At 63.9% G+C, this 22,630-nt stretch carries 26 protein-coding genes; 8 read left to right on the forward strand and 18 right to left on the reverse strand.

All coding sequences use genetic code 11. The features are described from left to right. Positions 1-67: 67 nt before the first annotated feature. From moaB to U3654_RS13875, 3 genes are read right to left on the reverse strand one after another with little or no spacing between them, the layout of a single operon-like run. Positions 68-610 carry a molybdenum cofactor biosynthesis protein B gene (gene moaB / locus U3654_RS13865; protein WP_324752134.1) on the reverse strand — a complete coding sequence of 181 codons (543 nt, stop codon included), beginning with the start codon at positions 608-610 and terminating at the stop codon, positions 68-70. Between the two features lie 3 nt (positions 611-613). Continuing rightward, complete coding sequence (locus U3654_RS13870) at positions 614-1,231, reverse strand: LysE family translocator (protein ID WP_324752135.1); 618 nt, start codon at positions 1,229-1,231, stop codon at positions 614-616. Continuing rightward, positions 1,228-1,995: a uracil-DNA glycosylase gene (locus tag U3654_RS13875; protein WP_324752136.1), complete on the reverse strand. Its 768-nt coding sequence runs from the start codon at positions 1,993-1,995 to the stop codon at positions 1,228-1,230. The genes U3654_RS13870 and U3654_RS13875 overlap by 4 nt, the downstream gene beginning before the upstream one ends. A 171-nt stretch (positions 1,996-2,166) precedes the next feature. Between U3654_RS13875 and U3654_RS13880 the strand changes: the two genes are divergently transcribed. The 4 genes from U3654_RS13880 to plsY are packed head-to-tail and all read left to right on the forward strand — an operon-like array spanning position 2,167 to position 5,569. Beyond that, a complete protein-coding gene (locus tag U3654_RS13880) occupies positions 2,167-3,123 on the forward strand; it encodes an aspartate carbamoyltransferase catalytic subunit (protein ID WP_324752137.1) in 957 nt (318 codons plus the stop codon). After that, complete coding sequence (locus U3654_RS13885) at positions 3,120-3,668, forward strand: hypothetical protein (protein WP_324752138.1); 549 nt, start codon at positions 3,120-3,122, stop codon at positions 3,666-3,668. Before U3654_RS13880 ends, U3654_RS13885 begins: the two co-directional genes overlap by 4 nt. Beyond that, the gene (pyrC, locus tag U3654_RS13890) at positions 3,665-4,963 is read left to right on the forward strand and encodes a dihydroorotase (RefSeq protein ID WP_324752139.1); all 1,299 of its coding nucleotides are present in this window, start codon (positions 3,665-3,667) and stop codon (positions 4,961-4,963) included. Before U3654_RS13885 ends, pyrC begins: the two co-directional genes overlap by 4 nt. Further along, complete coding sequence (gene plsY, locus U3654_RS13895) at positions 4,964-5,569, forward strand: glycerol-3-phosphate 1-O-acyltransferase PlsY (protein ID WP_324752140.1); 606 nt, start codon at positions 4,964-4,966, stop codon at positions 5,567-5,569. 12 nt (positions 5,570-5,581) lie between these two features. On the opposite strand, the gene U3654_RS13900 is transcribed toward plsY, so the two are convergent. From U3654_RS13900 to U3654_RS13910, 3 genes are all read right to left on the reverse strand, one after another. Continuing rightward, positions 5,582-6,355, reverse strand: coding sequence for a 3'(2'),5'-bisphosphate nucleotidase CysQ (locus U3654_RS13900; RefSeq protein WP_324752141.1), 774 nt, complete (start codon positions 6,353-6,355; stop codon positions 5,582-5,584). Further along, the gene (locus U3654_RS13905; RefSeq protein WP_324752142.1) at positions 6,342-7,688 is read right to left on the reverse strand and encodes a TldD/PmbA family protein; all 1,347 of its coding nucleotides are present in this window, start codon (positions 7,686-7,688) and stop codon (positions 6,342-6,344) included. Before U3654_RS13905 ends, U3654_RS13900 begins: the two co-directional genes overlap by 14 nt. A 134-nt stretch (positions 7,689-7,822) precedes the next feature. Further along, positions 7,823-9,343, reverse strand: coding sequence for a DUF2125 domain-containing protein (locus tag U3654_RS13910; protein WP_324752143.1), 1,521 nt, complete (start codon positions 9,341-9,343; stop codon positions 7,823-7,825). Positions 9,344-9,466: 123 nt separating this feature from the next. On the opposite strand from U3654_RS13910, the gene U3654_RS13915 reads away from it, so the two are divergent. Continuing rightward, a complete protein-coding gene (locus tag U3654_RS13915; RefSeq protein ID WP_324752144.1) occupies positions 9,467-10,231 on the forward strand; it encodes an SDR family oxidoreductase in 765 nt (254 codons plus the stop codon). Beyond that, positions 10,228-10,845 carry an enoyl-CoA hydratase/isomerase family protein gene (locus U3654_RS13920; RefSeq protein ID WP_324752145.1) on the forward strand — a complete coding sequence of 206 codons (618 nt, stop codon included), beginning with the start codon at positions 10,228-10,230 and terminating at the stop codon, positions 10,843-10,845. The genes U3654_RS13915 and U3654_RS13920 overlap by 4 nt, the downstream gene beginning before the upstream one ends. A gap of 125 nt (positions 10,846-10,970) precedes the next feature. Here U3654_RS13920 and U3654_RS13925 read toward each other — a convergent pair whose 3' ends face one another. From U3654_RS13925 to U3654_RS13980, 12 genes are all read right to left on the reverse strand, one after another. Beyond that, positions 10,971-11,357 (reverse strand): ExbD/TolR family protein, encoded by a 387-nt coding sequence (locus U3654_RS13925; protein ID WP_324752146.1) that lies wholly within the window; start codon positions 11,355-11,357, stop codon positions 10,971-10,973. Then, positions 11,354-11,722, reverse strand: a complete 369-nt coding sequence (locus tag U3654_RS13930; RefSeq protein ID WP_416384518.1) for an ExbD/TolR family protein — start codon at positions 11,720-11,722, stop codon at positions 11,354-11,356. Before U3654_RS13930 ends, U3654_RS13925 begins: the two co-directional genes overlap by 4 nt. 10 nt (positions 11,723-11,732) lie before the next feature. Further along, on the reverse strand, positions 11,733-12,383 hold the full coding sequence (locus U3654_RS13935; protein WP_324752148.1) for a MotA/TolQ/ExbB proton channel family protein: 651 nt from the start codon (positions 12,381-12,383) through the stop codon (positions 11,733-11,735). 5 nt (positions 12,384-12,388) lie between these two features. Further along, complete coding sequence (locus U3654_RS13940) at positions 12,389-12,811, reverse strand: hypothetical protein (protein WP_324752149.1); 423 nt, start codon at positions 12,809-12,811, stop codon at positions 12,389-12,391. 91 nt (positions 12,812-12,902) lie between these two features. Continuing rightward, positions 12,903-15,350 (reverse strand): FAD-dependent oxidoreductase, encoded by a 2,448-nt coding sequence (locus tag U3654_RS13945; protein ID WP_324752150.1) that lies wholly within the window; start codon positions 15,348-15,350, stop codon positions 12,903-12,905. A gap of 26 nt (positions 15,351-15,376) precedes the next feature. Further along, complete coding sequence (locus U3654_RS13950; RefSeq protein ID WP_324752151.1) at positions 15,377-16,273, reverse strand: homocysteine S-methyltransferase family protein; 897 nt, start codon at positions 16,271-16,273, stop codon at positions 15,377-15,379. Further along, positions 16,270-16,728 carry a pyridoxamine 5'-phosphate oxidase family protein gene (locus U3654_RS13955; protein ID WP_324752152.1) on the reverse strand — a complete coding sequence of 153 codons (459 nt, stop codon included), beginning with the start codon at positions 16,726-16,728 and terminating at the stop codon, positions 16,270-16,272. Before U3654_RS13955 ends, U3654_RS13950 begins: the two co-directional genes overlap by 4 nt. Next, complete coding sequence (locus tag U3654_RS13960) at positions 16,725-19,166, reverse strand: FAD-dependent oxidoreductase (protein ID WP_324752153.1); 2,442 nt, start codon at positions 19,164-19,166, stop codon at positions 16,725-16,727. The genes U3654_RS13955 and U3654_RS13960 overlap by 4 nt, the downstream gene beginning before the upstream one ends. 28 nt (positions 19,167-19,194) lie before the next feature. Further along, complete coding sequence (locus tag U3654_RS13965) at positions 19,195-19,566, reverse strand: GFA family protein (RefSeq protein ID WP_324752154.1); 372 nt, start codon at positions 19,564-19,566, stop codon at positions 19,195-19,197. Between the two features lie 2 nt (positions 19,567-19,568). Continuing rightward, positions 19,569-20,195, reverse strand: coding sequence for a LysE family translocator (locus U3654_RS13970; protein ID WP_324752155.1), 627 nt, complete (start codon positions 20,193-20,195; stop codon positions 19,569-19,571). Positions 20,196-20,205: 10 nt separating this feature from the next. Then, positions 20,206-20,793 (reverse strand): helix-turn-helix domain-containing protein, encoded by a 588-nt coding sequence (locus U3654_RS13975; protein WP_324752156.1) that lies wholly within the window; start codon positions 20,791-20,793, stop codon positions 20,206-20,208. 74 nt (positions 20,794-20,867) lie between these two features. After that, positions 20,868-21,320 carry a GAF domain-containing protein gene (locus tag U3654_RS13980; protein ID WP_324755292.1) on the reverse strand — a complete coding sequence of 151 codons (453 nt, stop codon included), beginning with the start codon at positions 21,318-21,320 and terminating at the stop codon, positions 20,868-20,870. Between the two features lie 191 nt (positions 21,321-21,511). Between U3654_RS13980 and U3654_RS13985 the strand changes: the two genes are divergently transcribed. Together U3654_RS13985 and U3654_RS13990 are read left to right on the forward strand one after the other, a co-directional pair. Beyond that, a complete protein-coding gene (locus tag U3654_RS13985; RefSeq protein ID WP_324752157.1) occupies positions 21,512-21,850 on the forward strand; it encodes an STAS domain-containing protein in 339 nt (112 codons plus the stop codon). A 46-nt stretch (positions 21,851-21,896) separates the two neighbouring features. Then, on the forward strand, positions 21,897-22,361 hold the full coding sequence (locus tag U3654_RS13990) for an ATP-binding protein (protein ID WP_324752159.1): 465 nt from the start codon (positions 21,897-21,899) through the stop codon (positions 22,359-22,361). Positions 22,362-22,630: the final 269 nt, after the last annotated feature.

Raw genomic sequence — 22,630 nt, forward strand, 5'->3', positions numbered from 1 at the left:
CTGGGCGATCCTCGCTGGGGCGGCGCGCAGTCTATATGTAAGCTGCGCACACCGAATGCCAAGCACGCTACTTGCGGCGCTGATGCTCGTCCAGACGGGGCATGATCTCGACAAAGTTGCAGGGGCGGTGGCGATAGTCCAGTTGCAGGGACAATATGTCGTCCCACGCATCCTTGCACGCGCCGGGGCTGCCGGGCAGCGCGAACAGGTAGGTGCCACGTGCCACGCCCGCCGTAGCGCGGCTTTGAACGGCGCTGGTGCCGATCTTGGCCATGCTGACATGGGTGAACACGGTGCCAAAGGCGTCGATTTCCTTTTCATAGACGTCGCGATGCGCCTCGACGGTCACGTCGCGGCCCGTCAGGCCAGTGCCCCCGGTTGAGATGATGGCGTCGATGCCCGCATCCTCGCACCAATCGCGCAGACGCTTTGCAATTGCGGCACGCTCGTCCCGCACAATGGCGCGAGCGGCCAGAATATGTCCGGCCCCTTCGATCCGGGCCGCCAGCGTATCGCCCGAGCGGTCATCATCTGCCTGCCGCGTATCGCTGACGGTCAGCACTGCGATGCGCACGGGGATGAACTTGCGGGTTTCATCAATGTTACTCATGGCTCAGGCCCTTTCCAGTATCGCGAGGCGCGCCGCCAGCGCCGTGAATATCGCAGCCGTGGCATAGCCCAACCCGCGCGCAAAGCGCGGCGATCCGGCCATGCGCCGCCCAAGGCCCCCAGCGAACACGCCGACGGCACCGTTGATGATCAAGCCGCCAAAGCCCATGATCGCACCCAGCATCAGAAACTGCCCCAGCAGGCTGCGGGTGGGGTCGGTGAATTGCGGCAAAAACGCCAGAACGAAAAAGATCACTTTGGGGTTCGTGAGGTTCACGATCAGCCCCTCGCGGAACGCACGGCGCACGCTCATCGGGCGACCCGTGGCGTGGACCGGCCCAGTGCGCAGCGCGCCGACTGCCAGCCACAACAGATAGGCGACTCCCACCCAGCGGATCACATCGAACAGCCACGGCGCCGCCGTCACCAGCGCGCCGATTCCCAGCGCCGCTAAACTCACATGGACCAGCGCCCCCAAGGAAATACCCGCGCTCGCGGCCATCGCCTGCTTTGGCCCGGCGCGCAAACCCTGTCCGAGGCAGAACATCATATCCGCCCCCGGCGTCAGGTTCAGCGCCAATGCGGCAGGCAGGAACGCCAGCAGCAGCCACGGATCAATCACGATGCGTCCCCCCTCAGCCGGGCCTGCACAGCCAGCAGATCGGCCCAGGCCGCGCGCTTGGCCGCAGGTGTGCGCAGCAGATAGGCAGGATGGAACATCGGCAGCGCGGGCTTGCCCCACGCCTCGGTCCATTTCCCGCGCAGCTTGGTAATGCCACGCTCGCCCAAGCCCGCCTGGCACGAGATATTGCCCACGAGGATCACCATCTCGGGTGCGGCCAACTCGACGTGCCGCTGCATGAAAGGGCGCATCATGGCAATCTCACCCGGCTTGGGATCGGCATTCTGCGGCGGACGCCACGGCAGAATGTTGGTGATATAGACGTTCTCCTCGCGGCTCAGCCCGATGCTGGCCAACATCCGGTCCAGCATTTTCCCCGCCTGCCCGACAAAGGGGCGCCCCGCGCGATCCTCTTCGCGGCCCGGTGCCTCGCCGATAATCATCACGCGCGCGCCCGGCACACCATCCGCAAAGACCAGATTGCGCGCGCCACGCTTCAGCTCGCAATGGTCGTAGGCAGCCAGTGCTGCGCGCAGGGCGTCCAGATCATTCGCCCCCTCGGCAGCTTGGCGCGCCGCCGCCTCGGCATCCGGCGCGGCATGCAAAGGCACGGCCTTTTGCGCGGCAGGCGCCACCGCCTTGGGCGCCGCGGCCGGCGCCTCATAGCGGTTCACCGGCACGTCGCCGATCGCCTCGTCGACGCCCAGCTCGACCTGCCATTGCAGGAGCGCCCTCAGCCCGTGAAAATCCAATGCCGAATCCATATAGCGACGCTACTCTGCCCACCTCGCAGGCGAAAGTGCGGAGTGCATCCCGCCCTTTCATCGTTCTGAAAATACTCAAGGTCCGCGCCCTCCGCACAGACCTCCGCTTGCCGATTGATCGCGGCCCGCGCCCATGCGATAACGCCAAGACCTGCCAAACAGGAGATGCCGGTGCCTTTCGACCACACCCACCTTCTGGGGATCGAGCCTTTGGCCCCCCATGACATCACCACGATCCTCGATTTGGCCGATCAATACGCCGATCAGGGCCGCAGCGGTGCCAAGCATGGCGATGCACTGGCAGGCCTGACGCAGATCAACATGTTCTTTGAGAACTCCACCCGCACGCAGGCCAGTTTCGAACTGGCGGGCAAGCGGCTGGGCGCTGACGTCATGTCGATGGCGATGCAGGCCAGCAGTATCAAGAAGGGCGAGACGCTGATCGACACAGCCATGACGCTGAACGCCATGCACCCCGATCTGCTGGTCGTGCGTCACCCCCATTCGGGCGCGGTCGACCTTCTGGCGCAAAAGGTAAACTGCGCGGTGCTGAACGCAGGCGACGGGCGGCACGAACACCCCACGCAGGCGCTGCTGGACGCGCTGACGATCCGCCGCGCCAAGGGGCGGCTGCATCGCCTGAACATCGCGATCTGCGGCGATATCGCGCATAGCCGCGTCGCACGCAGCAACATCATTCTGCTGGGCAAGATGGAGAACCGCATCCGCCTGATCGGCCCTCCCACATTGATGCCCGCCGGGATCGGCGAATTCGGCGTCGAGGTCTATGACGATATGCAAAAGGGGCTGGAGGGAGTCGACGTCGTCATGATGCTGCGCCTTCAGCGCGAGCGTATGGATGGCGGCTTTATCCCCTCCGAGCGCGAATATTACCACCGCTATGGCCTCGACGCCGAAAAGCTGGCCCATGCAGCACCTGATGCGATCGTCATGCATCCCGGCCCGATGAATCGCGGGGTCGAGATCGACGGCGAGTTGGCCGACGATATCAGGCGCAGCGTGATCCAGCAGCAGGTGGAAATGGGCGTCGCCGTGCGTATGGCGGCAATGGACCTACTGGCGCGCAACCTGCGCCGCCGGGCAACCCCGAAAACGGTGATGGCATGAGCGACAAAATCCAGATCACAGCGACAGAGACCGGCATCGTGCGCGTATTCTCCGTCGATATCCCGGCGGATGAAATCGCCACGTTCGCTGCCCGCAATGGCCGCTGGCCCCTGCGCGAGGCGCTGGGGGCCGAGACGCTGGACCCCAAGCATATCGAGGTCTTTGACGCGGCGGACCTGACCGGTGTCGGTCTGGCCGGATATCTGACCGAGGGCCACGCGATCCCCGAGGACCAGATCGAGCCGCTGCGCGCGCGTCTCGCTGCGCAAGAAGGCACGCTGATGGTTATCACGTCGCGGGCCTTCGGCGGGACCGCACAGACATTGACGCCCCGCGCCCCACTCAATCTGATCGCATCCTTTTCCGAGCCGCACGACCCCATCACCTTCGACGCGCTGCCCGACGAATCCGCCCGCACGCCCGAATATGAGGACAAGCCACAGCGCAAAACACCATCCGATGCCGCCATGTCAGGCCGCGTCGCCAGCGTGGTCCTATTGGTGCTGGCGCTGCTGGTCGTCGTCATGGTGTGGATCGCCTCGTGATAGATACTGGCCGAACGCTGATCACCAACGCCAACCTGATCGACCCCGAGGCCGGGACCGTCACCCAAGGCAGTCTGCTGATCGAAGAGGGCCATATAACGCGCATCACCCCCGGCGCAGCCCCGACGGACATGCCCAAAGGCACGCGGGTCATCGACGCAGGCGGCAGGCACCTTGCCCCCGGTATCGTCGATATCGGCGTCAAGGTCTGCGAGCCGGGCGAGCGGCACAAGGAATCGTTTCGCTCCGCCGGTCTGGCGGCGGCGGCAGGCGGCGTGACCACAATGGCGACGCGCCCCGACACGCTGCCCGCCATCGACAGCCCCGAAGTGCTGGAATTCACCCGCCGCCGCGCCAATGAGGCCGCGCCGGTCAACGTGCTGCCCATGGCCGCCCTGACCAAAGGGCGCGCAGGCAAGGAAATGACCGAAATCGGCTTTCTCATGGATGCGGGTGCCGTCGCCTTTACCGATTGCGACCATGTCGTGCAAAGCACCAAGGTATTCGCGCGCGCGCTGACCTACGCCCGCGCCTGTGGTGCGCTGGTCATCGCCCACCCGCAAGAGCCGGGGCTGTCCGCAGGGGCCGCCGCCACGTCGGGCAAGTTCGCGTCCCTCTATGGCCTGCCTGCCGTCTCGCCCATGGCCGAGCGGATGGGCCTCGACCGCGACATCGCGCTGCTGGAGATGACAGGCGCGCGCTATCACGCCGACCAGATTACGACAGCGCGCGCCCTGCCCGCGCTGCAGCGTGCCAAGCGCAACGGGCTGGATATCACAGCAGGCACATCAATCCACCACCTGACCCTGAACGAGTTGGACCTCGCGGGCTATCGCACCTTTTTCAAGGTCAAGCCGCCCTTGCGCTGCGAAGAAGACCGCCAAGCCATCATCGAGGCGGTGCGCACGGGCCTGATCGACACGATCAGTTCGATGCACACTCCGCAGGACGAAGAGAGCAAGCGCCTGCCCTTTGAGGAGGCCGCAAGTGGCGCCGTGGCATTGGAAACCCTCCTGCCCGCCGCGCTGCGCCTTTATCATTCGGGCGATCTGGACCTGCCGACGCTGTTCCGCGCACTATCGCTGAATCCTGCGAAACGGTTGGGCCTGCCCTCCGGTCGGCTGTCCGTCGGCGCGCCCGCCGATCTGGTGCTGTTCGATGCCGACAAGCCCTTTGTTCTTGACCGGTTCAAGCTGCGCTCGAAATCCAAGAACACGCCCTTTGACGGCGCGCGGATGCAGGGCCGCGTCATGACGACCTTCGTCGCCGGAACCCCTGTTTATGAGGCCAACTAAATGCCCCTGATTGAAACCTCTGCCGCATTGCTGATCCCATGGGCCGTGATCGGCTATCTGCTGGGATCGATCCCCTCGGGCATTTTAATCGCCCGCGCACTGGGGCTGGGCGATCTGCGCAGCATCGGATCGGGCAATATCGGCGCAACGAACGTCTTGCGTACCGGGTCCAAGGGCGCGGCGGCGGCTACCCTGCTGCTTGATGCGGCCAAGGGCGCAATCGCTGTCCTGCTGGCCCGCTGTCTGGCGGGCGAGGATGCGGCGCAATTGGCGGGCTTGATGGCGCTTATCGGCCACTGCTTTCCTGTTTGGCTAGGCTTTCGAGGCGGCAAGGGGATGGCAACGTTCCTTGGTCTGATGCTGGCGCTGGCGTGGCCCATCGGCGTGCTCTGCTGCGCGACATGGCTGGCGACGGCGCTGATCGCGCGCATCTCCTCGCTGTCGGCCTTGGTTTCGGCGTGCAGCGCGGTCCTGTGGATGCTGGTGCTGGGATACTGGCAGATGCTGGTGCTGGGTATCGTGACGGCGGCGCTGATCCTGTGGCGGCACCGGGCCAACATCGCGCGGCTGCGCGCCGGGACGGAGCCCAAGATCGGCGCAAAGTGACGCGGGATGCTGTCAGACCAGCGCGCCAATCATTTCGCGGTGTAGCGACGGCCCTGCTGCCACCATCCCATCCACCTGCGGGACCGGATTGTTGAACCGCAGCAATTGCCCCCGACGATTCGTCGACAGGGCCCCCGCCTCGCGCAGGATCAGATCGCCAGCGGCCACGTCCCATTCCCATGTCTTGCGCAGCGTCAGCATGGCATCGAACCGCCCCTCGGCCACCAAACTCAACCGGTAAGCCAGCGACGGTCGATGCTCGCGCTTGAAGGCGGGGACCGCGCCGCGCCAGTGGTGCGCCTCCAGCATGGTTTTGGCTGCCAATAATGTCGCGCCCTCGGACCCTGCCTGCGCACTGGCGTGGATCGGCGCGCCGTTCAGTGTCGCGCCCATGCCAGCGGCGGCGGCATACATCAGGTCCAGCATAGGCAAATAAACGACGGCGGCCGTCACCACGCCCTCGTCGCAGACGGCCAGCGCGTGCGCCCAAGCGCGGCTACCGTCAATAAAGCTGCGTGTGCCGTCGATGGGGTCGATGATGAAAGTGCGCGGCGCGGCGGCGCGCAGGGGGTCAGGTGCGCTCTCTTCGCTGAGCCAGCCATAAGCGGGACGCGCGCTGCGCAAACGCGCCTCAAGGACGTCGTTGACGGCCAGATCGGCCTCGGTCACAGGGCCCGCATCTTGGGGCTTGTCCCAACGCTTGGCGGTAGCGCCGACATACCCTGTCGCCACTTCGCCCGCCGCCCGCGCAGCATCGATCAGCAGGGGCAGGTCACGCGCCGGCAAGGGTCATCCCCTCGACCAGCAGCGACGGCACGACCGATGACAGATACGTGCGCGCATCATTGGCGGGCGTCATACGCATCAGCATGTCATGCAGATTTCCGGCAATGGTCAGCTCGTTCACCGGATAGGCGATCTCGCCATTCTCGATCCAGAAGCCGGACGCCCCACGCGAATAATCGCCCGTATTGGCATTAATGGTCGAGCCGATCATCGACGTTACCAGCAGGCCCGTGCCCATGCCTCGGATCAGATCCTCGCGGCTGGACTCCCCTTGCGTCAACGCGATATTCCACGTGCCGGGACGGGGCGGACCGGACACGCCGCGCTTGGCATTGGCGGTCGAAGTCATTCCCAGTTGGCGCGCGCTGGCAAGGTCCAGAACCCAACCCGTCAAGATGCCACGATCCACGATAGCGCGGGTTTGCGTCGCCAACCCCTCGCCGTCATAGGGACGCGATCCAGCGACACGGCGGCGATGCGGGTCCTCTAGAACACTGAGACCCTCGGGCAACACCTGCTGGCCCAGCTTATCGCGCAGCCAAGTGGCCCCACGCGCAACAGCCGCGCCATTGGCCGCGCCCAGCAAATGGCCGATCAGCGACGTCGAGATACGCTCGTCGAATAACACCGGATACGCGCCTGTTTTGGGACGGCGCGCACCAAGACGCTCAGCAGCGCGCCGGCCAGCGCGCGCGCCAATCTCGGCGGCGCTGCGCATATCGGCATCAAAGATGCGCGCGTCGCCATCGGAATCGCGCTCCATCCCGGCACCAGTTCCAGCGATCGCAGCGCAGGAGACATACCAGTCGGTGCGCGCGTGATTGGCGGCAAAGCCATTACTGGCCGCCATCCAGATATGGCGGCGCTCATAGCCCGCCGTGGCCGCCTGCACCTGAGTAACGCCCTCTGCGGCCAGTGCGGCGGCCTCGGCCTCGGTGGCGCGGCGCTGCAATTCGGCGGGGTCAGGCTCGGGCGTGGGATCGGCCAGATCAAGCGCAGCGATGTCCCAGCCTTGGGCCAACTGCGCAGGATCGGCCAATCCCGCATAGGGATCTTCGGGCGCCTCTCGCGCCATGGCGACGGCACGTTCGGCCATAATTTCCAGCGTTTCCGGGCGGATATCGGAGGAGGACACATTGGCCTGTCGCTGCCCCACCAGCACGCGCAGACCCACGTCCGTTGCCTCAGAGCGCTCGGCCTGTTCCAGCTTGCCGCCGCGCACGTCGATCACTTGGGACGCGCCGGTGGCGACCATCGCATCGGCGCTGTCTGCGCCCGCGCGGCGCGCTGCTACCAGCAGCGCCTCGGCCAGATCCGCGTGTAAATGTGTCATGGAATTGCCTTTCAAATGCGCCTCAGAGGTAGTCCCCACACACGCCGGGTGCAAGGGGCGCGCTGCTACCCCCGCAAAGAGAAACGGGCCGGAGGATCACCTCCGGCCCGCCTTTTTTCCTGCCAGAACGGCGTCTATTTCAGGCGCTGGCCGTTGGCGACGATGCCACCTTCTTCGGTGAACTCGATCTTGGAGGTCAGCTCATCCTCGCCCTCGCCCGGCACGGCAAAGACGCTCATCATCATGCGCATGCCCATCACCTGATCTTCGGGTACAAGGCCCATCGCCACCAGATTATCCAGCAGCGTATTGGCGCCGGTCAGCTTGAGTGCGACGTCGCCCACGGGCTTGGGCTTGCCGTCGTAGGTCGTCATGTCGTCATTGTCGAAGGTGACGTCGCCCTGCCCCGTCAGCTCGGCGCCCGCGAGGCTAAGCTGCAGACGGTTCACTGTCAGCGCGTTCAGCTCGGCGGGGGTCTCGTCGTTCTCTTCGGCCTTGGCCATCGCCACTGGGTCAAAGATGTCGGCGAGAATGCTGGCCTTGCCATCAAGGTCCAGCGCCAGTGTGGCCGGATCGCGCGGCAGCTTGCCCTCGGGATCAAAGAGCGTCCAGATCATATCGCTCACCGTGAGATCGCCAAGCACGAAGGTCAGCCCGAAATCCTGCGGCGCGTCGCCTTTTTGCAGTGGCATGGCCAGGTCGAACTGGGCCTCTTTCATGCCCATCTCGACGGGAAAGGGCAAATTCGGCACGCTCGCCTCGATGCGCACGTCGCTTGATGTGCCGCCGTAGCTGAGCTGGCCCTCATCCATGCGCAAGTCCAGCTTGCCGCCCGAGCTGGACGAGGTGCCCTTGGTCACGCCCTCTTCGTCGGTGAATTCGAACACGCTGGCACTGGCGCCAAAAGTATACGCGGCATCCATCGCCAGACCCGCGGCAAGCGCCGCTGACATATCGTTCATGTCAGTATCTTTCGGCATCGTCATCTTGGCCGCCATGTCGAGGCTTTCAATGCTGCCGGTCATGTTGGCGCTGTTGGTGCCTTCCTCGGGATCGGAAAAGGCGAATTCATAGGTGGCGGCACCTGCGCTGATCTTTTGATCGGCAATGCGCCCGCCATCAACCGTCATTACCGTTTGCCCAGAGACATCCTGCAAGTCAAAGATAACCTTGCCGAAATCGACCGCCTCATCACCGCTGGTCATGTTGTCCATGGTCACACCGACGGCTGCGGCGGTGTAGGTATACGTCATCTCGGACGGATCGCCCGAAACGTTCATGTCCATATCGGTGGTGCGGTAGAGGAAATCGAGGCTTAGGGCATCCTCTCCGGTTGCTTTGATCGAGATCGGCATCTCTTCGGGATAGGCGACGTGCACGGTGCCGTCGCCATTGTCCTTTAGCGTGAGTTCGGGAAGGGACATCGTCATCTCGCCGCCCTCATCGGGCAGCGTCTGGGTCAACACGATGCTGGTCAGGCTAAGGCCATCCGCATTCTGCGCCTCCGTCGCCGTCACGGCAAAGCCGAAATCGGTCAAATAGGCCTGCCAGTCGGTCCAGACCTCGGCGGGCGTCACATCCGCCGAAGCGGCGGCCGTTGTCATCATCAGGGCAAGCGCGCTCGCGGTGGCTGTTTTGGTGCCGTGGGTGGTCATGTCGAACCTCGTCGTTCAGGAATTTGCGCGCAGTTTCGGGGGATTGGCGGCCAGCGTCAAGTGGTGCGCTGGACGAAGGCCACGCGCGGCGATAGGCAAGGGGTCAGCAATAGGAGGCCTGCTATGAATGTGTTCGGGGACATGACCGGAAAAAGCGTGCTGATCACCGGCGCCAGCCGCGGAATCGGGGCCGCTGCCGCGCAGGTATTTGCAGATGCCGGGGCGCAGCTGGTGCTGATGGCACGCCGCAAGGACGCGCTGGATCAGGTGGCTGGGCCGCTGGGCGCGCTGTCAATCGAGGGCGACGTGGCGCGCTATGGCGACATGGCGCGCGCGGTGAAGTTAGCCGAAGAGACGTTCGGCAAGTTGGACGTGCTGATCGGCAATGCAGGCGTAATTTCGCCTATCGCCGGTCTGGACACTGCGGACCCCGATGAATGGGGCCATGCGATCGACGTCAATCTCAAGGGCATCTTTCACGGAATGCGCGCGGCGATGCCGGGAATGCGGCGCGCGGGTAGCGGCACGATCCTGACGGTGTCGTCCGGCGCCGCACAGCACCCGCTGGAAGGGTGGAGCGCCTATTGCGCGTCCAAGGCCGGTGCAGCCATGCTGACCGCCTCCGCCCATACCGAGGGCGCGGCGCACGGTTTGCGTGCCATGGGCCTCTCGCCCGGCACGGTCGCGACCGACATGCAGCGCGACATCCGCGCCAGCGGCGTCAATGCGGTCAGCCAGTTGGACTGGTCCGAGCATATCCCACCCGAATGGCCCGCCCGCGCCCTGCTGTGGATGTGCAGCGCGGCCAGCGACGCGCATCTTGGTCAGGACGTTTCGCTGCGCGATCCGGCGATCCGCGTGGCCATTGGCCTGCGAGGTGCAGAATGATCGAACTGGACAAGGCAGGCGGCGTCTGGACCGCGACGCTCAATCGCCCCGAAAAGGCGAACGCACTGACCGAGGCGATGCTGACCCGCCTCGCCGAGATCGCCGAGCAGGCCGGGCAACCCGGCGGCGCGCGGGTGTTGATCCTGACCGGCGCGGGCAAGGTATTTTCCGCAGGGGCGGATTTGGACGCGATGGGCGAGGGGCTAGCCACGTCCCCGGTGTGGGAGCGTCTGTCGTCGGCCATCGCCGCCCTGCCCGGCCTCAGCATCGCAGCGCTAAACGGCACGGTGGCGGGCGGCGCGATTGGCATGGCGCTGGCCTGCGATTTGCGCGTCGCCGCGACGGGTGCCGAGGTATTCTATCCTGTGATGAAGCGCGGTTTTTTACCACAACCGTCCGATCCGGCGCGCCTTTCCGCGCTGATCGGCCCCGCCCGGGCCAAGCTGATCCTGCTGGCAGGACAGCGCATCAACACCGAGACGGCGCTGGCATGGGGTCTTTATGACCGGATTGCAGAGCCTGGCGCGCTGATGGATGCAGCCCACGAACTGGCAGAGCCGGTACTGGCAGCCACGTTCGAGCATGCGGCGGCAATCAAGCGTCTCATTCCCTGAGGCGCGCGCCGCCTAATGCGTTTCGCGAAAAACCTGAATCACAGCTTTTCGTGAAACGCTCGCGACATATAAGCGTTGCGCGCGTTTCGCCTTTGGCTGATGGCTCAGGTCAAAGGCAAAACGCTTTATTCCAGCCCGCGCTCGGTCACTATCATGACCCGCCCAGCGCCCAACGCGCGCAATTCGCGCGCGATGCGCACTAGCTGATCAGCGGGCAGATCGCGGTCGGGGACAAGGCGTACTTCGGGATTTGCGACGTCATTCCGAGGCAACATGTAGGCTGCGGACGACGTCAGCTCGACCCCCAGATAGCTCAGCGTGCCGTCGGCGCGTATCACCAGCGCATCGGGCGGGGGGCGGCCCTCCAGATCGGCGGTGCGCACGAGGTTCAGATCCTTGTCCATCGGCTGCGCCAGAGTACCTGCAACCATAAAGAAGACGAGCATCAGAAAGACGATGTTGATCAGCGCGATTGTCGGTTCGCGCCTCGACCCTGTGCGTGCGCGCCTCATGCGCCGCCCAGCACGGTGGGTGCGATATCAGGGATACCTCGCAATGCGACCAGCAGGTCGGTCAGGCGCTGCGATGTGACGCCGCTCGCCAATGCAATCAGCAGCGGTTGTGATTCGCCGTCGACGGGACGGTCCTTGAGCGCGGCGGTCAGCGCCTCCAGCGGCATCGCCTCGCCATTCAACCGCACGTCGTCCTCGCGCAGTTGCAGAAAGAGGGGGCGGTTCTCGCTGTCCTGAACAGCGCCGCCAGCCGCCGCGCTCAGCTCGACCTCGGAGAATTTGGAAAAGGTAGAACTGAGCATGAAGAAGAGCAGCAGCAGAAAGATGACGTCGATCAGCGACGTCATCGAGAGCCGCCGCCGCATCTTGCGGCGTCTAGGCACCTTGCAGCGCGGCCTCGTCCGCGCCTGCCTGCTCGCCCGTGCGGGTGCCGCGCGGATGCAGCACGGCGGCTAGCGCCCGCTCCGCCGTGACGCGCTCGGCGTCCATGCGCCCCTCGAACCAGCTGAGAACGAGGGCGGTCGGCATCGCCACGACGAGGCCTACGGCAGTCGTCAGCAGCGCCACCCAGATACCGCCAGCCAAGATCGACGGATCGACCTGCGCGCCTGCATCCTGCAGGGATTGAAACGCCTCAATCATGCCCAGAACGGTGCCGAACAGCCCCAAGAGCGGTGCCAGCTGAGCCACTGAATCGAGCATGCGAAAGCCTGTTTCCAGCTTGGCAAAGCGCGTCTCGGCCTCCGCTGCCAGCCGCTGCGCATCGGCGGGGCCGGACGAAAACGCCATGTCGATCACCGGCGCAAGGTAGCTTTTCGAGCGGCCCAGCGCGGCGCGCGCCTGCGTACGCTCGCCCCGGTCCCAAGCCGCGACGGCCTCTTGCAGCGCGGTATGGCGACCAACGCCAGCAGCGGCGAATTGCCATATCTTGTAGAGCACCGTCGCCAGCGTCACGACCGACACCGCGATCAGTACCAGCACGACAGGGCCGCCCAGCGCGGCGATCTGGCGCAGTGGGTCCAGCATCCCGCTCATCCCTTGACCTCGATATCGGTGCGCGTAGACAGCATCAGACCGCTCTCGCAGGCGGCTTCGGGCAGGCCCTCGCCGGTGCAGGTATCGGCGCCGTTGAACAGGATGCTGCCCAGCGCCTCGCACGTCACGCCCGATACGGAAAATTGTCGCACGCGTTGGCGTGCAGCAGGCAATGCGCCCATGTCGAACAATGTGAGGCGGTCGACCTGACCGGACGCGTCAAAGAGGACCGTCTCGTATACTGCATGGTCGATCTGCGCTGAATGGCCGTTCAGCACCACGAAGGTCAGCGTGCAGGCGCCATCATTCGTCTTGGCCGCGTTCAGTTCGATAGAGACAACCTCGCCGATCTCATTCTCGGCCATGGCTGGAAGGGCCGCGAGCAGGGCGAGGGATGTCAGAATATACCTAAGCGCCATGAGTATCTCCTTGCCGCGATCACGCTCTTTTCAGCATACCCCGCACAGCAAGGCAACGTTTGATAATTCCTCTCAGAATACCACCGCCGCCCTAGGCCTTGGCCCGCGCGCCGGTGGGATCATACATCGGACGAAGGCTGGCGTCGGCCTGTACGCGGGTTCCGGCGACATCGATCTCATAGGTCGAAGCCAGCAGTTCCTCGGCGCTTTCCCCTTTGCACGGAACGTATCCCATGCCCATCGCGCCGCCCAGATGATGGCCATAAGATCCCGAGCTAAGATAGCCGACGATCTCACCGTCGCGCAGCACCGGTTCGTTATGATAAAGCAGCGGCTGGGGATCAGTCAGGCGGAATTGCACCATGCGATTGGCCAGACCCTCTTCGCGCTTGCGCAGAACAGCGTCGCGCCCGATGAAATCCGGCTTGGCCGTCTTGACCGCAAAGCCCAGCCCAGCCTCCAGCACGTGATCCTCGCAGGTGATGTCATGCCCGAAATGGCGAAAGCCCTTTTCGATGCGGCAGCTATCCATAGCGTGCATCCCGCAGAGGGTCATGCCATGCGCCTGCCCTGCCTCGTGCAGGACCTCGAACGCGTGGCCAGCCATGTCGGCGCTGACATAAACCTCCCATCCCAGTTCGCCCACATAGCTCACGCGGTGAACGCGGGCGAGGCCCATGCCCAGCTCAATCTCTTGGGCTGTGCCGAACGGATTTACCTCGTTGCCAAAGTCCGCGGGCGATACCGCCTGCAACACCTCGCGCGCCTTTGGACCCATGACGGCCAGCACGCCCTCGCCTGCGGTCACATCAGTGATGATGGCGTTGAAATCGCCCTTATGCCGCTCCAGCCATGTCTGATCGGCCAGCCGAGTGGCGGCGGGGGTGACGACCAGATAGGCGGTTTCCGACAGGCGGGTGACAGTCACATCCGCCTCGATGCCGCCGCGCGAATTCAGGAATTGCGTATAGACAATGCGACCCACCGGGACCGAGAAATCGCCGCCTCCGATATGGTTCAGGAACGCCTCGGCGTCGGGGCCTTCGACGCGCAGCTTGCCAAAGGATGACATGTCATACATGCCAACACCCGTGCGGATCGCACGGTGTTCGGCGGCGGCGTTGTCGAACCAGTTCTGACGTTTCCAGCTATAGTGATACGCGCGCTCCTGCCCCTCATTGGCGAACCAGTTTGCACGCTCCCATCCTGCCGCCTCACCCATGACCGCGCCATGCTGGATCAAGTGGTGGTGAAAGGGCGTGCGCCTGATACCGCGCGCTGTGGCCTTTTGGCGGTAGGGGTAGTGATCGGCATAGAGCAGGCCCAGAGTTTCCTTGGACCGTTCGAACAGATAGGTCTTGTTCCCCTGAAACGGCTGCATCCGCGCGATATCGACATCGCCCAGATCAAATGGCTTTTCCCCGCTGTCCATCCACTGACTAAGGGCGTGGCCCGCGCCGCCCGCCGACTGGATACCGATGGAGTTAAAGCCGCAAGCAACCCACACGTTATCCATCTCGGGGGCAAGTCCAAGGTGATAGGCGTCGTCGGGCGTGAACGATTCCGGCCCGTTAAAGAACGTGTGTATCCCCGCATCGGCCAGCATCGGCAGGCGGTTGCACGCGGCCTCCAGGATTGGCTCGAAATGGTCGAAATCCTCAGGGAGTTGGTCGAATTCAAAGGTCTCGGGGATGCCGTCCATGCCCCAAGGTTTCGAGTTTGGCTCGAACGCGCCGAGCAACATTTTGCCAGCGTCTTCCTTGTAATAGGCGCACTCATCCGGCACGCGCAGCACGGGTAGCTGAGTGAGGCCTTTGATTGCCTCGGTCACGATGTAGAAATGCTCGCACGCGTGCAGCGGCACGTTGATGCCTGCCATGCGGCCAACTTCGTGGCCCCACATACCGGCGCAGTTCACGATCATATCGGCCTTGATATGGCCCTGAGCCGTGCCATCGTCGCTAGCCCAATCAACGCCGGTGACGCGGCGGCCCGTGCGTGCGATGCCGCTGACGCGCACCCGCTCCTGTATGCGTGCGCCATGCTGGCGCGCGCCCTTGGCCAGCGCCAGCGCGATGTTGGCCGGGTCGGCCTGCCCATCCGTGGGCAGCCAGACGCCACCGGTCACGCCATCGATGTTCAGATGCGGGTAGCGGGTCTTGATGTCCTCGGGCGACAACTCATCGACCGGGACGCCAAAGGCGCGGGCCATGGCGGCCTGCCGGTGCAACTCCTCCAGCCGCTCGCCCGTCAGCGCGGCCGAGATCGAGCCGACCTGACGGAACCCAGTGGCGACGCCCGTTTCTGCCTCCAGCCCGGTGTAAAGCTCGGCGGAATAGCGCGCGAGTTTGGTCATGTTGCTTGAGGCCCGCAGCTGTCCGATCAGGCCCGCCGCGTGCCATGTGGTGCCGGAGGTAAGCTGCTTGCGCTCCAGCAACACCACATCGCTCCAGCCGAGTTTCGCGAGGTGGTAAGCGACCGAACAGCCGACGACGCCGCCGCCGATGATGACCACGCGGGCCGATGAAGGCAGATCCATGTTTCCGGTTCCTTGGCGCAAAAATTTCAGACGATAGTATGACCCGCCGCGCGCAGACGCGCGGCCAGTTCGGTGATATGGGCGGGGCCGACCTCGCAGCAGCCCCCGATGATGGTGGCACCCTGCGCGACCCAGCCCATGGCGAAATCGGCATAGAGCGCGGGCGTCAGATCGCGGCGTACCTCCAGCGCGTCGACGGTCGGTGCGTCCTCAAGGAACGCGGCGCTGATATGATCGAACCCGTTGGCATAGGCACCGATGGGCAGGCCGAAACCGCGCAGGATCGCCAGCCCCGCGGCCACGGCCTCGGGGCGGGTGCAGTTGATCAGCAGGGCATCGGGCGCATGGCGCGCTATGATGCCTGCCAGATCGCCCAGAGCCTCGCCAGAGCGCAGGCGTGTGCCGTCGTCGTCCATCGTAGTCACGGCCAGCCAGACAGGGCAGTCTGCGCCCGCGCAGCCCAGCAACGCGCCCTCGGCCTGCTCGACCGATGCCGCGCTTTCGATCAGCAGCAGATCGACGCGGCCCTGCATCATCGCAACAATTTCCGCATAGGCCGGCGCGGCAACCTCTGGCGCGGGGCAGATGTCGGGGCGATAAGACGCGCCCAACGGCCCCAGCGTGCCCGCGATGCGGCCCGCGCCATGGGCAGTGCGCGCTGTCTCAGTCTCGGCCAACGCGCACTCGACCAGCTCGGCAAAGCGATCCTCGATCCCGGCGCGGGCCAGACGGTCGCGGTGCAGCGCGTAGGTGTTGGTGCTGGCGATGGTTGCGCCCGCGTCGAAGTAGTCGCGGTGCACCTCGGCGGTCAGGCCGGGACGGTCCGTCATCACGCTGGTCGACCACAGGTTCGTCGGCGCGCTACCCGCGCGCTTGACGATCTCCTGCCCGATCGAGCCGTCTAGCAGGATGATATCGCTCATGGATAAATCTCGGCGAACTTGACCTTGTAGGCGGCGATCATCTCGGCCTCGGTGGCGCCGTCGTCATAGGGCGGCGTCGTGACCTCGCTGGCGCTGGCCACGTCGATCAACACCAGATCAGTAATGCGATCCGCCAGATCGCCCCATTTCTCCTGCCATTGCCCGATCAGCGAGGTGAACTCGGCGGTGCCGTCGGTGACGATGCGCACAGAGCCGCGCAGCCGCAGGCCCTTGCGCTTCCACTGGTCGATAAAGTTGACCTCGACCTCGGGGTGATGCGCAAGGTTTGCCAGCGTGCCGGGTGATCGGATGTTGCCAAAGGCGACAGTCGTGTGGTCCAGCACCAGAAAGGTGCCCTTGGGGCTGAGGGCGGGACGACCTTCCTTTGTCACCGTGGCGACGAATCCCAGCGGAAAGGTCGCGATCAGATCTGTGGCGGTATCGGTCAGGATCATGCGCGTATCCTTTCGTTTTCAGCGTCCCACAGGGGTGCATCGGGCTGCACCACAGCCTTGTATTTCTCGCCATAGATTTCCACCTCCAGCTCGGTTCCCGGTTGTGCCAGATCGGCGCGGATCATGGCGAGCGCGATAGAGGCATCCACGCGGTAGCCCCATGCGCCCGACGTGGTTTCGCCCACCACCTCGCCGCTATGCCAGATCGTCGACATGAACGGCGCGTCGGCCTCGCCCGCGTCCACGATCAGCGTGACAAAGCGTTTCTTGCTGCCCTGCTGTTTTTCCGAAAGCAGCGCCGCCTTGCCAGGGAATTCCTGCGGCTTGTCAAGTTTGACGAAACGATCAAGCCCGCCCTCCAGCATTGAATAATCTGTACTCAGATCGCCCTTCCACGCGCGATACCCTTTTTCGATACGAAGTGAGTTCAGCGCATACATGCCAAACGGTTTCGCGCCCGCGTCGAGGATCGCGCGGTAGATATCGGGCATATCTTCGTTCGCTGCGTGAACCTCCCAGCCCAACTCTCCAGCAAAGCTGACGCGGATCAGGAACGCCTTTTGCCCGGCCACGATGCCATGCTGGTGGCTGAGCCATGGCAGGGTCAGATCGGCGTCGGTGAGGGGGCCAAGGATCGCGCGGCTCTCGGGTCCGGTAACGATCAGGGCGGAACGCTCGGTCGTGGTTTCCGCGACGCTGACACCTTCTGGCACATTGCGGCGGATCAGATCGCCATCATGCCATTGCGCCGTTGCAGCGGTAATCAAAACGAAACTATCCTCGGCCAGCCGGATGCACGAGAGTTCGGTCAGGATGCGGCCACGGCTATCGGCGACATAGACGAGGTTCATGCGCCCCACCTTGGGCAGCCCGCCGGTGACAAAGCCGCGCAGCCACTCATCCGCGCCCTCGCCGCGCACCCAGAACCGGGAAAATCCGGGCAGATCCAGCACGCCGCAATGATCGCGCACCGCCTCGCATTCCTCGCGGATACGTCGCGCCCACGGCCCTGCGCGGTTCCAAGTCTGGGTCGATTCCTCGCTTACGTCGTCGCCGGGATGGGCAAACCAGTTCGCCCGCTCCCACCCGTTATAGGCGCCCATGACGCCGCCCAGTTCGCGCACGATATCGTCGTTCGGGCCAAGTTTTTTATCGCGGCCAGCGGGCCATTCATGCCATGGGAAATGCATCGCATATTCATAGCCATAAACTTCCTGCCCCTTGGCGATACAGTAGTCATTATCAGTGTAGTCGGTATACCGACGCGGATCGACGGACCACATATCCCACTCGGTTTGACCTTCGGTGATCCATTCGGCCAGCACCTTGCCCGCACCGCCCGCCTGCGCGATGCCAAACGTAAAGACACACGCCTCAAACGCATTCGGCACGCCCGGCATCGGGCCAAGCAGCGGCAGACCGTCGGGCGCATAGGGGATCGGGCCATTGATGACCTTGTTGATGCCCACCTGCCCCAGCAAAGGCACGCGTGCCATCGCATCCTCAATATACCATTCCAGCCGCTCCAGATCGTCGGGATATAGCTGGAAGCTGAAATCCTCGGGGAACGGATCGTCGGGCGTGATCCAATGCGCCTTGCAGTTCCGTTCGTAGGGGCCAAGGTTGAGGCCGGTTTTCTCCTGCCGCAGATAGTAGGAGCTGTCGACATCGCGCATCAGCGGCAGCTTGCCATGGGCCTTGGTATATTCCTCAATCTCGGGGATTTCGTCGGTCAGCAGGTATTGGTGACTCATCACCATCATCGGCACGGTGCGCCCGCCGTAGGGCTTGAACCACTCGCCGACCTTTTGCGCGTAATACCCTGCGGCATTGACCACATATTCACAGCGAATATCGCCTTTGTCGGTGTGAACAATCCACTCATCGCCATCGCGCGTCACGCCGGTGGCAGGGCAAAACCGCTCAATCCGCGCGCCCAGATCGCGCGCGCCTTTGGCCAGCGCCTGCGTCAGCTGGCTGGGGTCGATATCGCCATCGCTGGGATCAAAGAGCACACCCTTCAGATCATGCGTCTCCATGAAAGGATAGCGTTCCTTCGCCTCTTCGGGCGAAAGCATCTGCATATCCATGCCCTGATAGCGCCCCATCCCGCAGGCGCGCTGGAATTCCTGCACACGTTCGGCGGAATGGCCCAGCCGGACCGACCCGGTGACGTGGTAGTTCATCGGATAATCCACCGCCTCCGACAGCCCACGATAGAGCTCGGTTGAATAGCGCTGCATATTCATGATCGCCCAGCTAGTCGAGAATGTCGGCACGTTACCCGCCGCGTGCCATGTGCTGCCCGCCGTCAGTTCGTTCTTTTCCAGAAGGACACAATCGGTCCAGCCCGCGCGTGCCAGATGATAGAGGCCGGACGCGCCGACCGCGCCGCCGCCGATGATGACCACGCGGGCCGTGCCGGGGAATGTGCTCATGGTTTCGTCTCCCGTGGATGTGTCAGGATCAGGCCCGCTGGGGCAGATCGCCTTCGATGTCGTAGTAGTCGCCCTTGTCGGCGACAAAGATATGCTTCTCCAGCCGCAGGCCTGTTGGGCTGTCCAGCGCGCCGAGGGCAAAGCTGATGGTGTCCTCGTCATGCGCCTTCCAGAACAGAAAGCTGCCGCAGCGGCCGCAGAATCCGCGCTTGGCTGTCGCGCTCGCCTCGAACCAATTGGGTGTGCCAGTGATGGTCAGATCGGCCTCGGGGATCACTGCGGACGCCCAGACGTGGCCCGACTGCCTGCGACACTGCCCGCAATGGCAGGCCGAGATATCTCTTGGCATTCCCTTGACTTGAAAACTCACATCTCCGCACAAACATTGACCGTTTAGCATGATCATCCCTCCCGAAATTGCGGCAGCGCACTAGCGCCGAGCAGCGCGCCGTAGGCCATGAAACACAAGCCCAGCGCGCGACGCAGCGGCCTGGACATGACAGCCCCCAGCGCCGAGCGGCCAAGGCCCGCGCCCAGCGCAGTATAGCCCGAATAACTCAGCGCGGTCAGCGTCAGCGCAGTGGGAAAGATCACCCACATCTGCGCCGCGATGGCGATGTTCGGCTGCACGAACTGGCTGAACGCGGCGAGATAGCCCGCGACGCTTTTCGGATTGATTGTAGCGATCAGGAACGCGCGGCCATAAACCGACCCGCCGGATTGTTCCGCCGCCCGGACAGGCTTGCCCGCCTGTCGCCATGTGCGGATGCCCAGCCAGATCAGCACACCCGCGCCGATCAGCTTTGCCGTCTCGAACGCCGCCGGGGATGCGGCGATCAGTGCCGTGATACCCAGCGCCGATAGCGTCAGAAACAGCGCCGCCTGTGTCAGGATGGCAGCCACCCCCGGCAGGGCGCGGCGAAATCCCAGATTCATGCCATTGGCGATGCAATTAACCGCGTTCGGCCCCGGTGTGGTGACGAACACCACCCAGAAGATCGCGAAAATGGTCCAGCCCTCCCAGCTCATCGCGCGCCCCTCAATAGACCGGCGGCGCGATAACCCAGATCGCGACGGCGGGTTGATCATAAGGGTTGCGCCACTCGAACGGCTCGCCCCGGATGCGAAAACTGTCACCCGGCCCAACGGTGAAATCGCGCCCCGCGATGGTCAGGTCCAGCCGTCCTGTGGCGATATATCCCACCTCCTGCGTGGCCCGCGTGACCGGGCCGGGGGCGCGGGTGCCGGGGGCGAACGTGGAATGTACCATCTCGAAATCGTCGGTGAGGTCGGGCGACAGAAGCTCTTCTGTCAGGCCCGGCTTGCCCGCGCCGATAGGGCGTCGCGCACCTTGGCGCACGATATATCCGGCCTCATTTTCAGGCGCGCCCGAATGGGCGAAGAGCAGCGACAGAGGCACGTCCAGTACAGCCGCCACAGCGCGCAGATCGGCAACGGAGGGCTGCGACAGATCCCGCTCGACCTGACTAAGCCAGCCGACCGACCGTCCCAACCGCTGCGCCAGATCGGCCAGCGTGACACCCCGCGCCTTGCGCAGGGCGCGCAGATCGACACCCAAAGATAGTGGCGTGGAAATATCGGAATGAAGCACGACAGGATCGCCCATGAAATTACTCGCAGTAATTTCATCGTGGAGGCGGCCTATGAAATTTGCAAGGAAAATTTCATAGCGCGACTGAATCAGCCTCCGAACGTCTGCCGCAAGAGGCGCGTCAGCCCATTGGCATCACGGGCATCGAAGGCCGCGATCTGGTCACTATCAATATCCAGCACGCCGATCAGGACGCCGGCAGCGTCGCGCACAGGCAGCACGATCTCGGAACGCGTGCTGCTGGCGCAGGCGATATGGCCCTCGAATGCTTCGACATCGTCGACCAACTGCACCTCGCCAGTGCGCGCCGCCGCGCCGCAGACACCGCGCGAAAACGGGATCACAAGGCAACCATGCCCGCCCTGATAGGGGCCGATCCGCAACGTTTCGGGCTGAGTGACCCGGTAGAATCCGGTCCAGTCGAATCGCGAATCCGCGTGGTGCAATTCGCAGACCATCGTAGCCATCAGGGCGACAGTATCGCCCTCGCCCTCGGTTAGCGCGGCCAACACTTTGGCCACCTCATCATAGTCGATCCGCATGCCCATATGGCCCTTCTTTGGCTTCAACACCGGAAATTACGCATTTTTCGGCACGCCCTTCACTCACAAAACGGATGCGCCGTCAAATTCATTGCTTAGGCACAGCGCTGCATTTCTCTGCTTTTGAAAACGAGATGGTAAGGATTTAGCCCTAACGTGGGGCCAAGCGAGTTTATTTCAGCGAGGCGAACATGGATCTGTCCAACACCCACGACGGTGCCTATCACATCATTACAGTCAACGCCCCCCGCATCGACGCGGCAGCGGCCATCGCGTTCAAGGAGGCGCTCAGATCGGCGACCGCCGACGGCAGCGAGGACGTGCTGTTGGATCTGGGGCAGGTACAATTCATCGATTCCAGCGGCCTCGGCGCCATTGTCGCCGGGCTCAAGCTGGTCGGCCCTGCGCGCCGACTCGACTTGGCGTGCCTGACGCCGGACGTCAAAAAAGTGTTTCGTCTGACGCGGATGAATACGATCTTTGCGATCCATGACGATATCGCATCTGCGTCGCCCCGTCGCGCCGGATGAAAGGTCGGCCACATGGCGCGGCCCGGCAACGGTGAAAGGACCTCTTTTGACGGCAGCGGACAGCCCTTTGGCCAAGGACTTTGCCTTGATCGCATCGCCCGAGGGCGTGCAGGCCACGCTGGCCGATATCCGCACGTTCCTGTGCGCTTCCGACCTTTGTGAGGGCGCGTGCGGAAGCGTTGAAATTGTCTTGGCTGAGGCGCTGAACAACGTGGCCGAACATGCCTACGGCCTGACCGGCGCTGGTGACGTACTGGTAAAGATTGCGCTGCTCGATCGCACGATTCGAATCCACATCGTCGACAAGGGCGCCCCAATGCCCGGCCTGCGGCCTCCGGCAGGACGACCTCCGGCACTGGACGGGCCTTGTGACACGCTGCCCGAAGGCGGCTTTGGCTGGTTCCTGATCCGCAGCCTCACGGAGGGCTTTTCCTACACGCGGGCGGGTGGGCGCAACCATTTGCGGCTATGCCTTGATCACGCAACCTCAGCCAAAAACATGACATCATAACCGATCCCGCCGCAGCATTGAGCAGAGTCAGTTCGTCCGTACTCGCGTGGACAATGGCCATGTCCACTGATCCCAACCAAGCAACTTCAGGCGCGTCGCAGACAAGCAGAGCCCACAGCACAAGAATCGGCCGCGCCGCAAACTTGCCCATATCTGATCTCATTGATGCCAGAGTGGAGGTTCATTCATTGAGGTGTAGCTGAAATAGCTTCTCTCGGCACCGCGCTTAATAGCCCCCACCCAGTGTGCGGTGCCGAGATTTCCCCTCC

Source organism: Roseovarius sp. Pro17, assembly GCF_035599575.1.
Taxonomy (GTDB): domain Bacteria; phylum Pseudomonadota; class Alphaproteobacteria; order Rhodobacterales; family Rhodobacteraceae; genus Roseovarius.

Bases quoted from the DNA above. Each gene is read 5' to 3' on its own strand.
- moaB (WP_324752134.1), bottom strand. From the start codon at position 610: ATGAGTAACATTGATGAAACCCGCAAGTTCATCCCCGTGCGCATCGCA.
- U3654_RS13875 (WP_324752136.1), bottom strand. From the start codon at position 1,995: ATGGATTCGGCATTGGATTTTCACGGGCTGAGGGCGCTCCTGCAATGG.
- U3654_RS13885 (WP_324752138.1), top strand. From the start codon at position 3,120: ATGAGCGACAAAATCCAGATCACAGCGACAGAGACCGGCATCGTGCGC.
- plsY (WP_324752140.1), top strand. From the start codon at position 4,964: ATGCCCCTGATTGAAACCTCTGCCGCATTGCTGATCCCATGGGCCGTG.
- U3654_RS13905 (WP_324752142.1), bottom strand. From the start codon at position 7,688: ATGACACATTTACACGCGGATCTGGCCGAGGCGCTGCTGGTAGCAGCG.
- U3654_RS13910 (WP_324752143.1), bottom strand. From the start codon at position 9,343: ATGACCACCCACGGCACCAAAACAGCCACCGCGAGCGCGCTTGCCCTG.
- U3654_RS13915 (WP_324752144.1), top strand. From the start codon at position 9,467: ATGAATGTGTTCGGGGACATGACCGGAAAAAGCGTGCTGATCACCGGC.
- U3654_RS13920 (WP_324752145.1), top strand. From the start codon at position 10,228: ATGATCGAACTGGACAAGGCAGGCGGCGTCTGGACCGCGACGCTCAAT.
- U3654_RS13925 (WP_324752146.1), bottom strand. From the start codon at position 11,357: ATGAGGCGCGCACGCACAGGGTCGAGGCGCGAACCGACAATCGCGCTG.
- U3654_RS13930 (WP_416384518.1), bottom strand. From the start codon at position 11,722: ATGCGGCGGCGGCTCTCGATGACGTCGCTGATCGACGTCATCTTTCTG.
- U3654_RS13935 (WP_324752148.1), bottom strand. From the start codon at position 12,383: ATGCTGGACCCACTGCGCCAGATCGCCGCGCTGGGCGGCCCTGTCGTG.
- U3654_RS13940 (WP_324752149.1), bottom strand. From the start codon at position 12,811: ATGGCGCTTAGGTATATTCTGACATCCCTCGCCCTGCTCGCGGCCCTT.
- U3654_RS13945 (WP_324752150.1), bottom strand. From the start codon at position 15,350: ATGGATCTGCCTTCATCGGCCCGCGTGGTCATCATCGGCGGCGGCGTC.
- U3654_RS13950 (WP_324752151.1), bottom strand. From the start codon at position 16,273: ATGAGCGATATCATCCTGCTAGACGGCTCGATCGGGCAGGAGATCGTC.
- U3654_RS13955 (WP_324752152.1), bottom strand. From the start codon at position 16,728: ATGATCCTGACCGATACCGCCACAGATCTGATCGCGACCTTTCCGCTG.
- U3654_RS13960 (WP_324752153.1), bottom strand. From the start codon at position 19,166: ATGAGCACATTCCCCGGCACGGCCCGCGTGGTCATCATCGGCGGCGGC.
- U3654_RS13965 (WP_324752154.1), bottom strand. From the start codon at position 19,566: ATGCTAAACGGTCAATGTTTGTGCGGAGATGTGAGTTTTCAAGTCAAG.
- U3654_RS13970 (WP_324752155.1), bottom strand. From the start codon at position 20,195: ATGAGCTGGGAGGGCTGGACCATTTTCGCGATCTTCTGGGTGGTGTTC.
- U3654_RS13975 (WP_324752156.1), bottom strand. From the start codon at position 20,793: ATGGGCGATCCTGTCGTGCTTCATTCCGATATTTCCACGCCACTATCT.
- U3654_RS13980 (WP_324755292.1), bottom strand. From the start codon at position 21,320: ATGCGGATCGACTATGATGAGGTGGCCAAAGTGTTGGCCGCGCTAACC.
- U3654_RS13985 (WP_324752157.1), top strand. From the start codon at position 21,512: ATGGATCTGTCCAACACCCACGACGGTGCCTATCACATCATTACAGTC.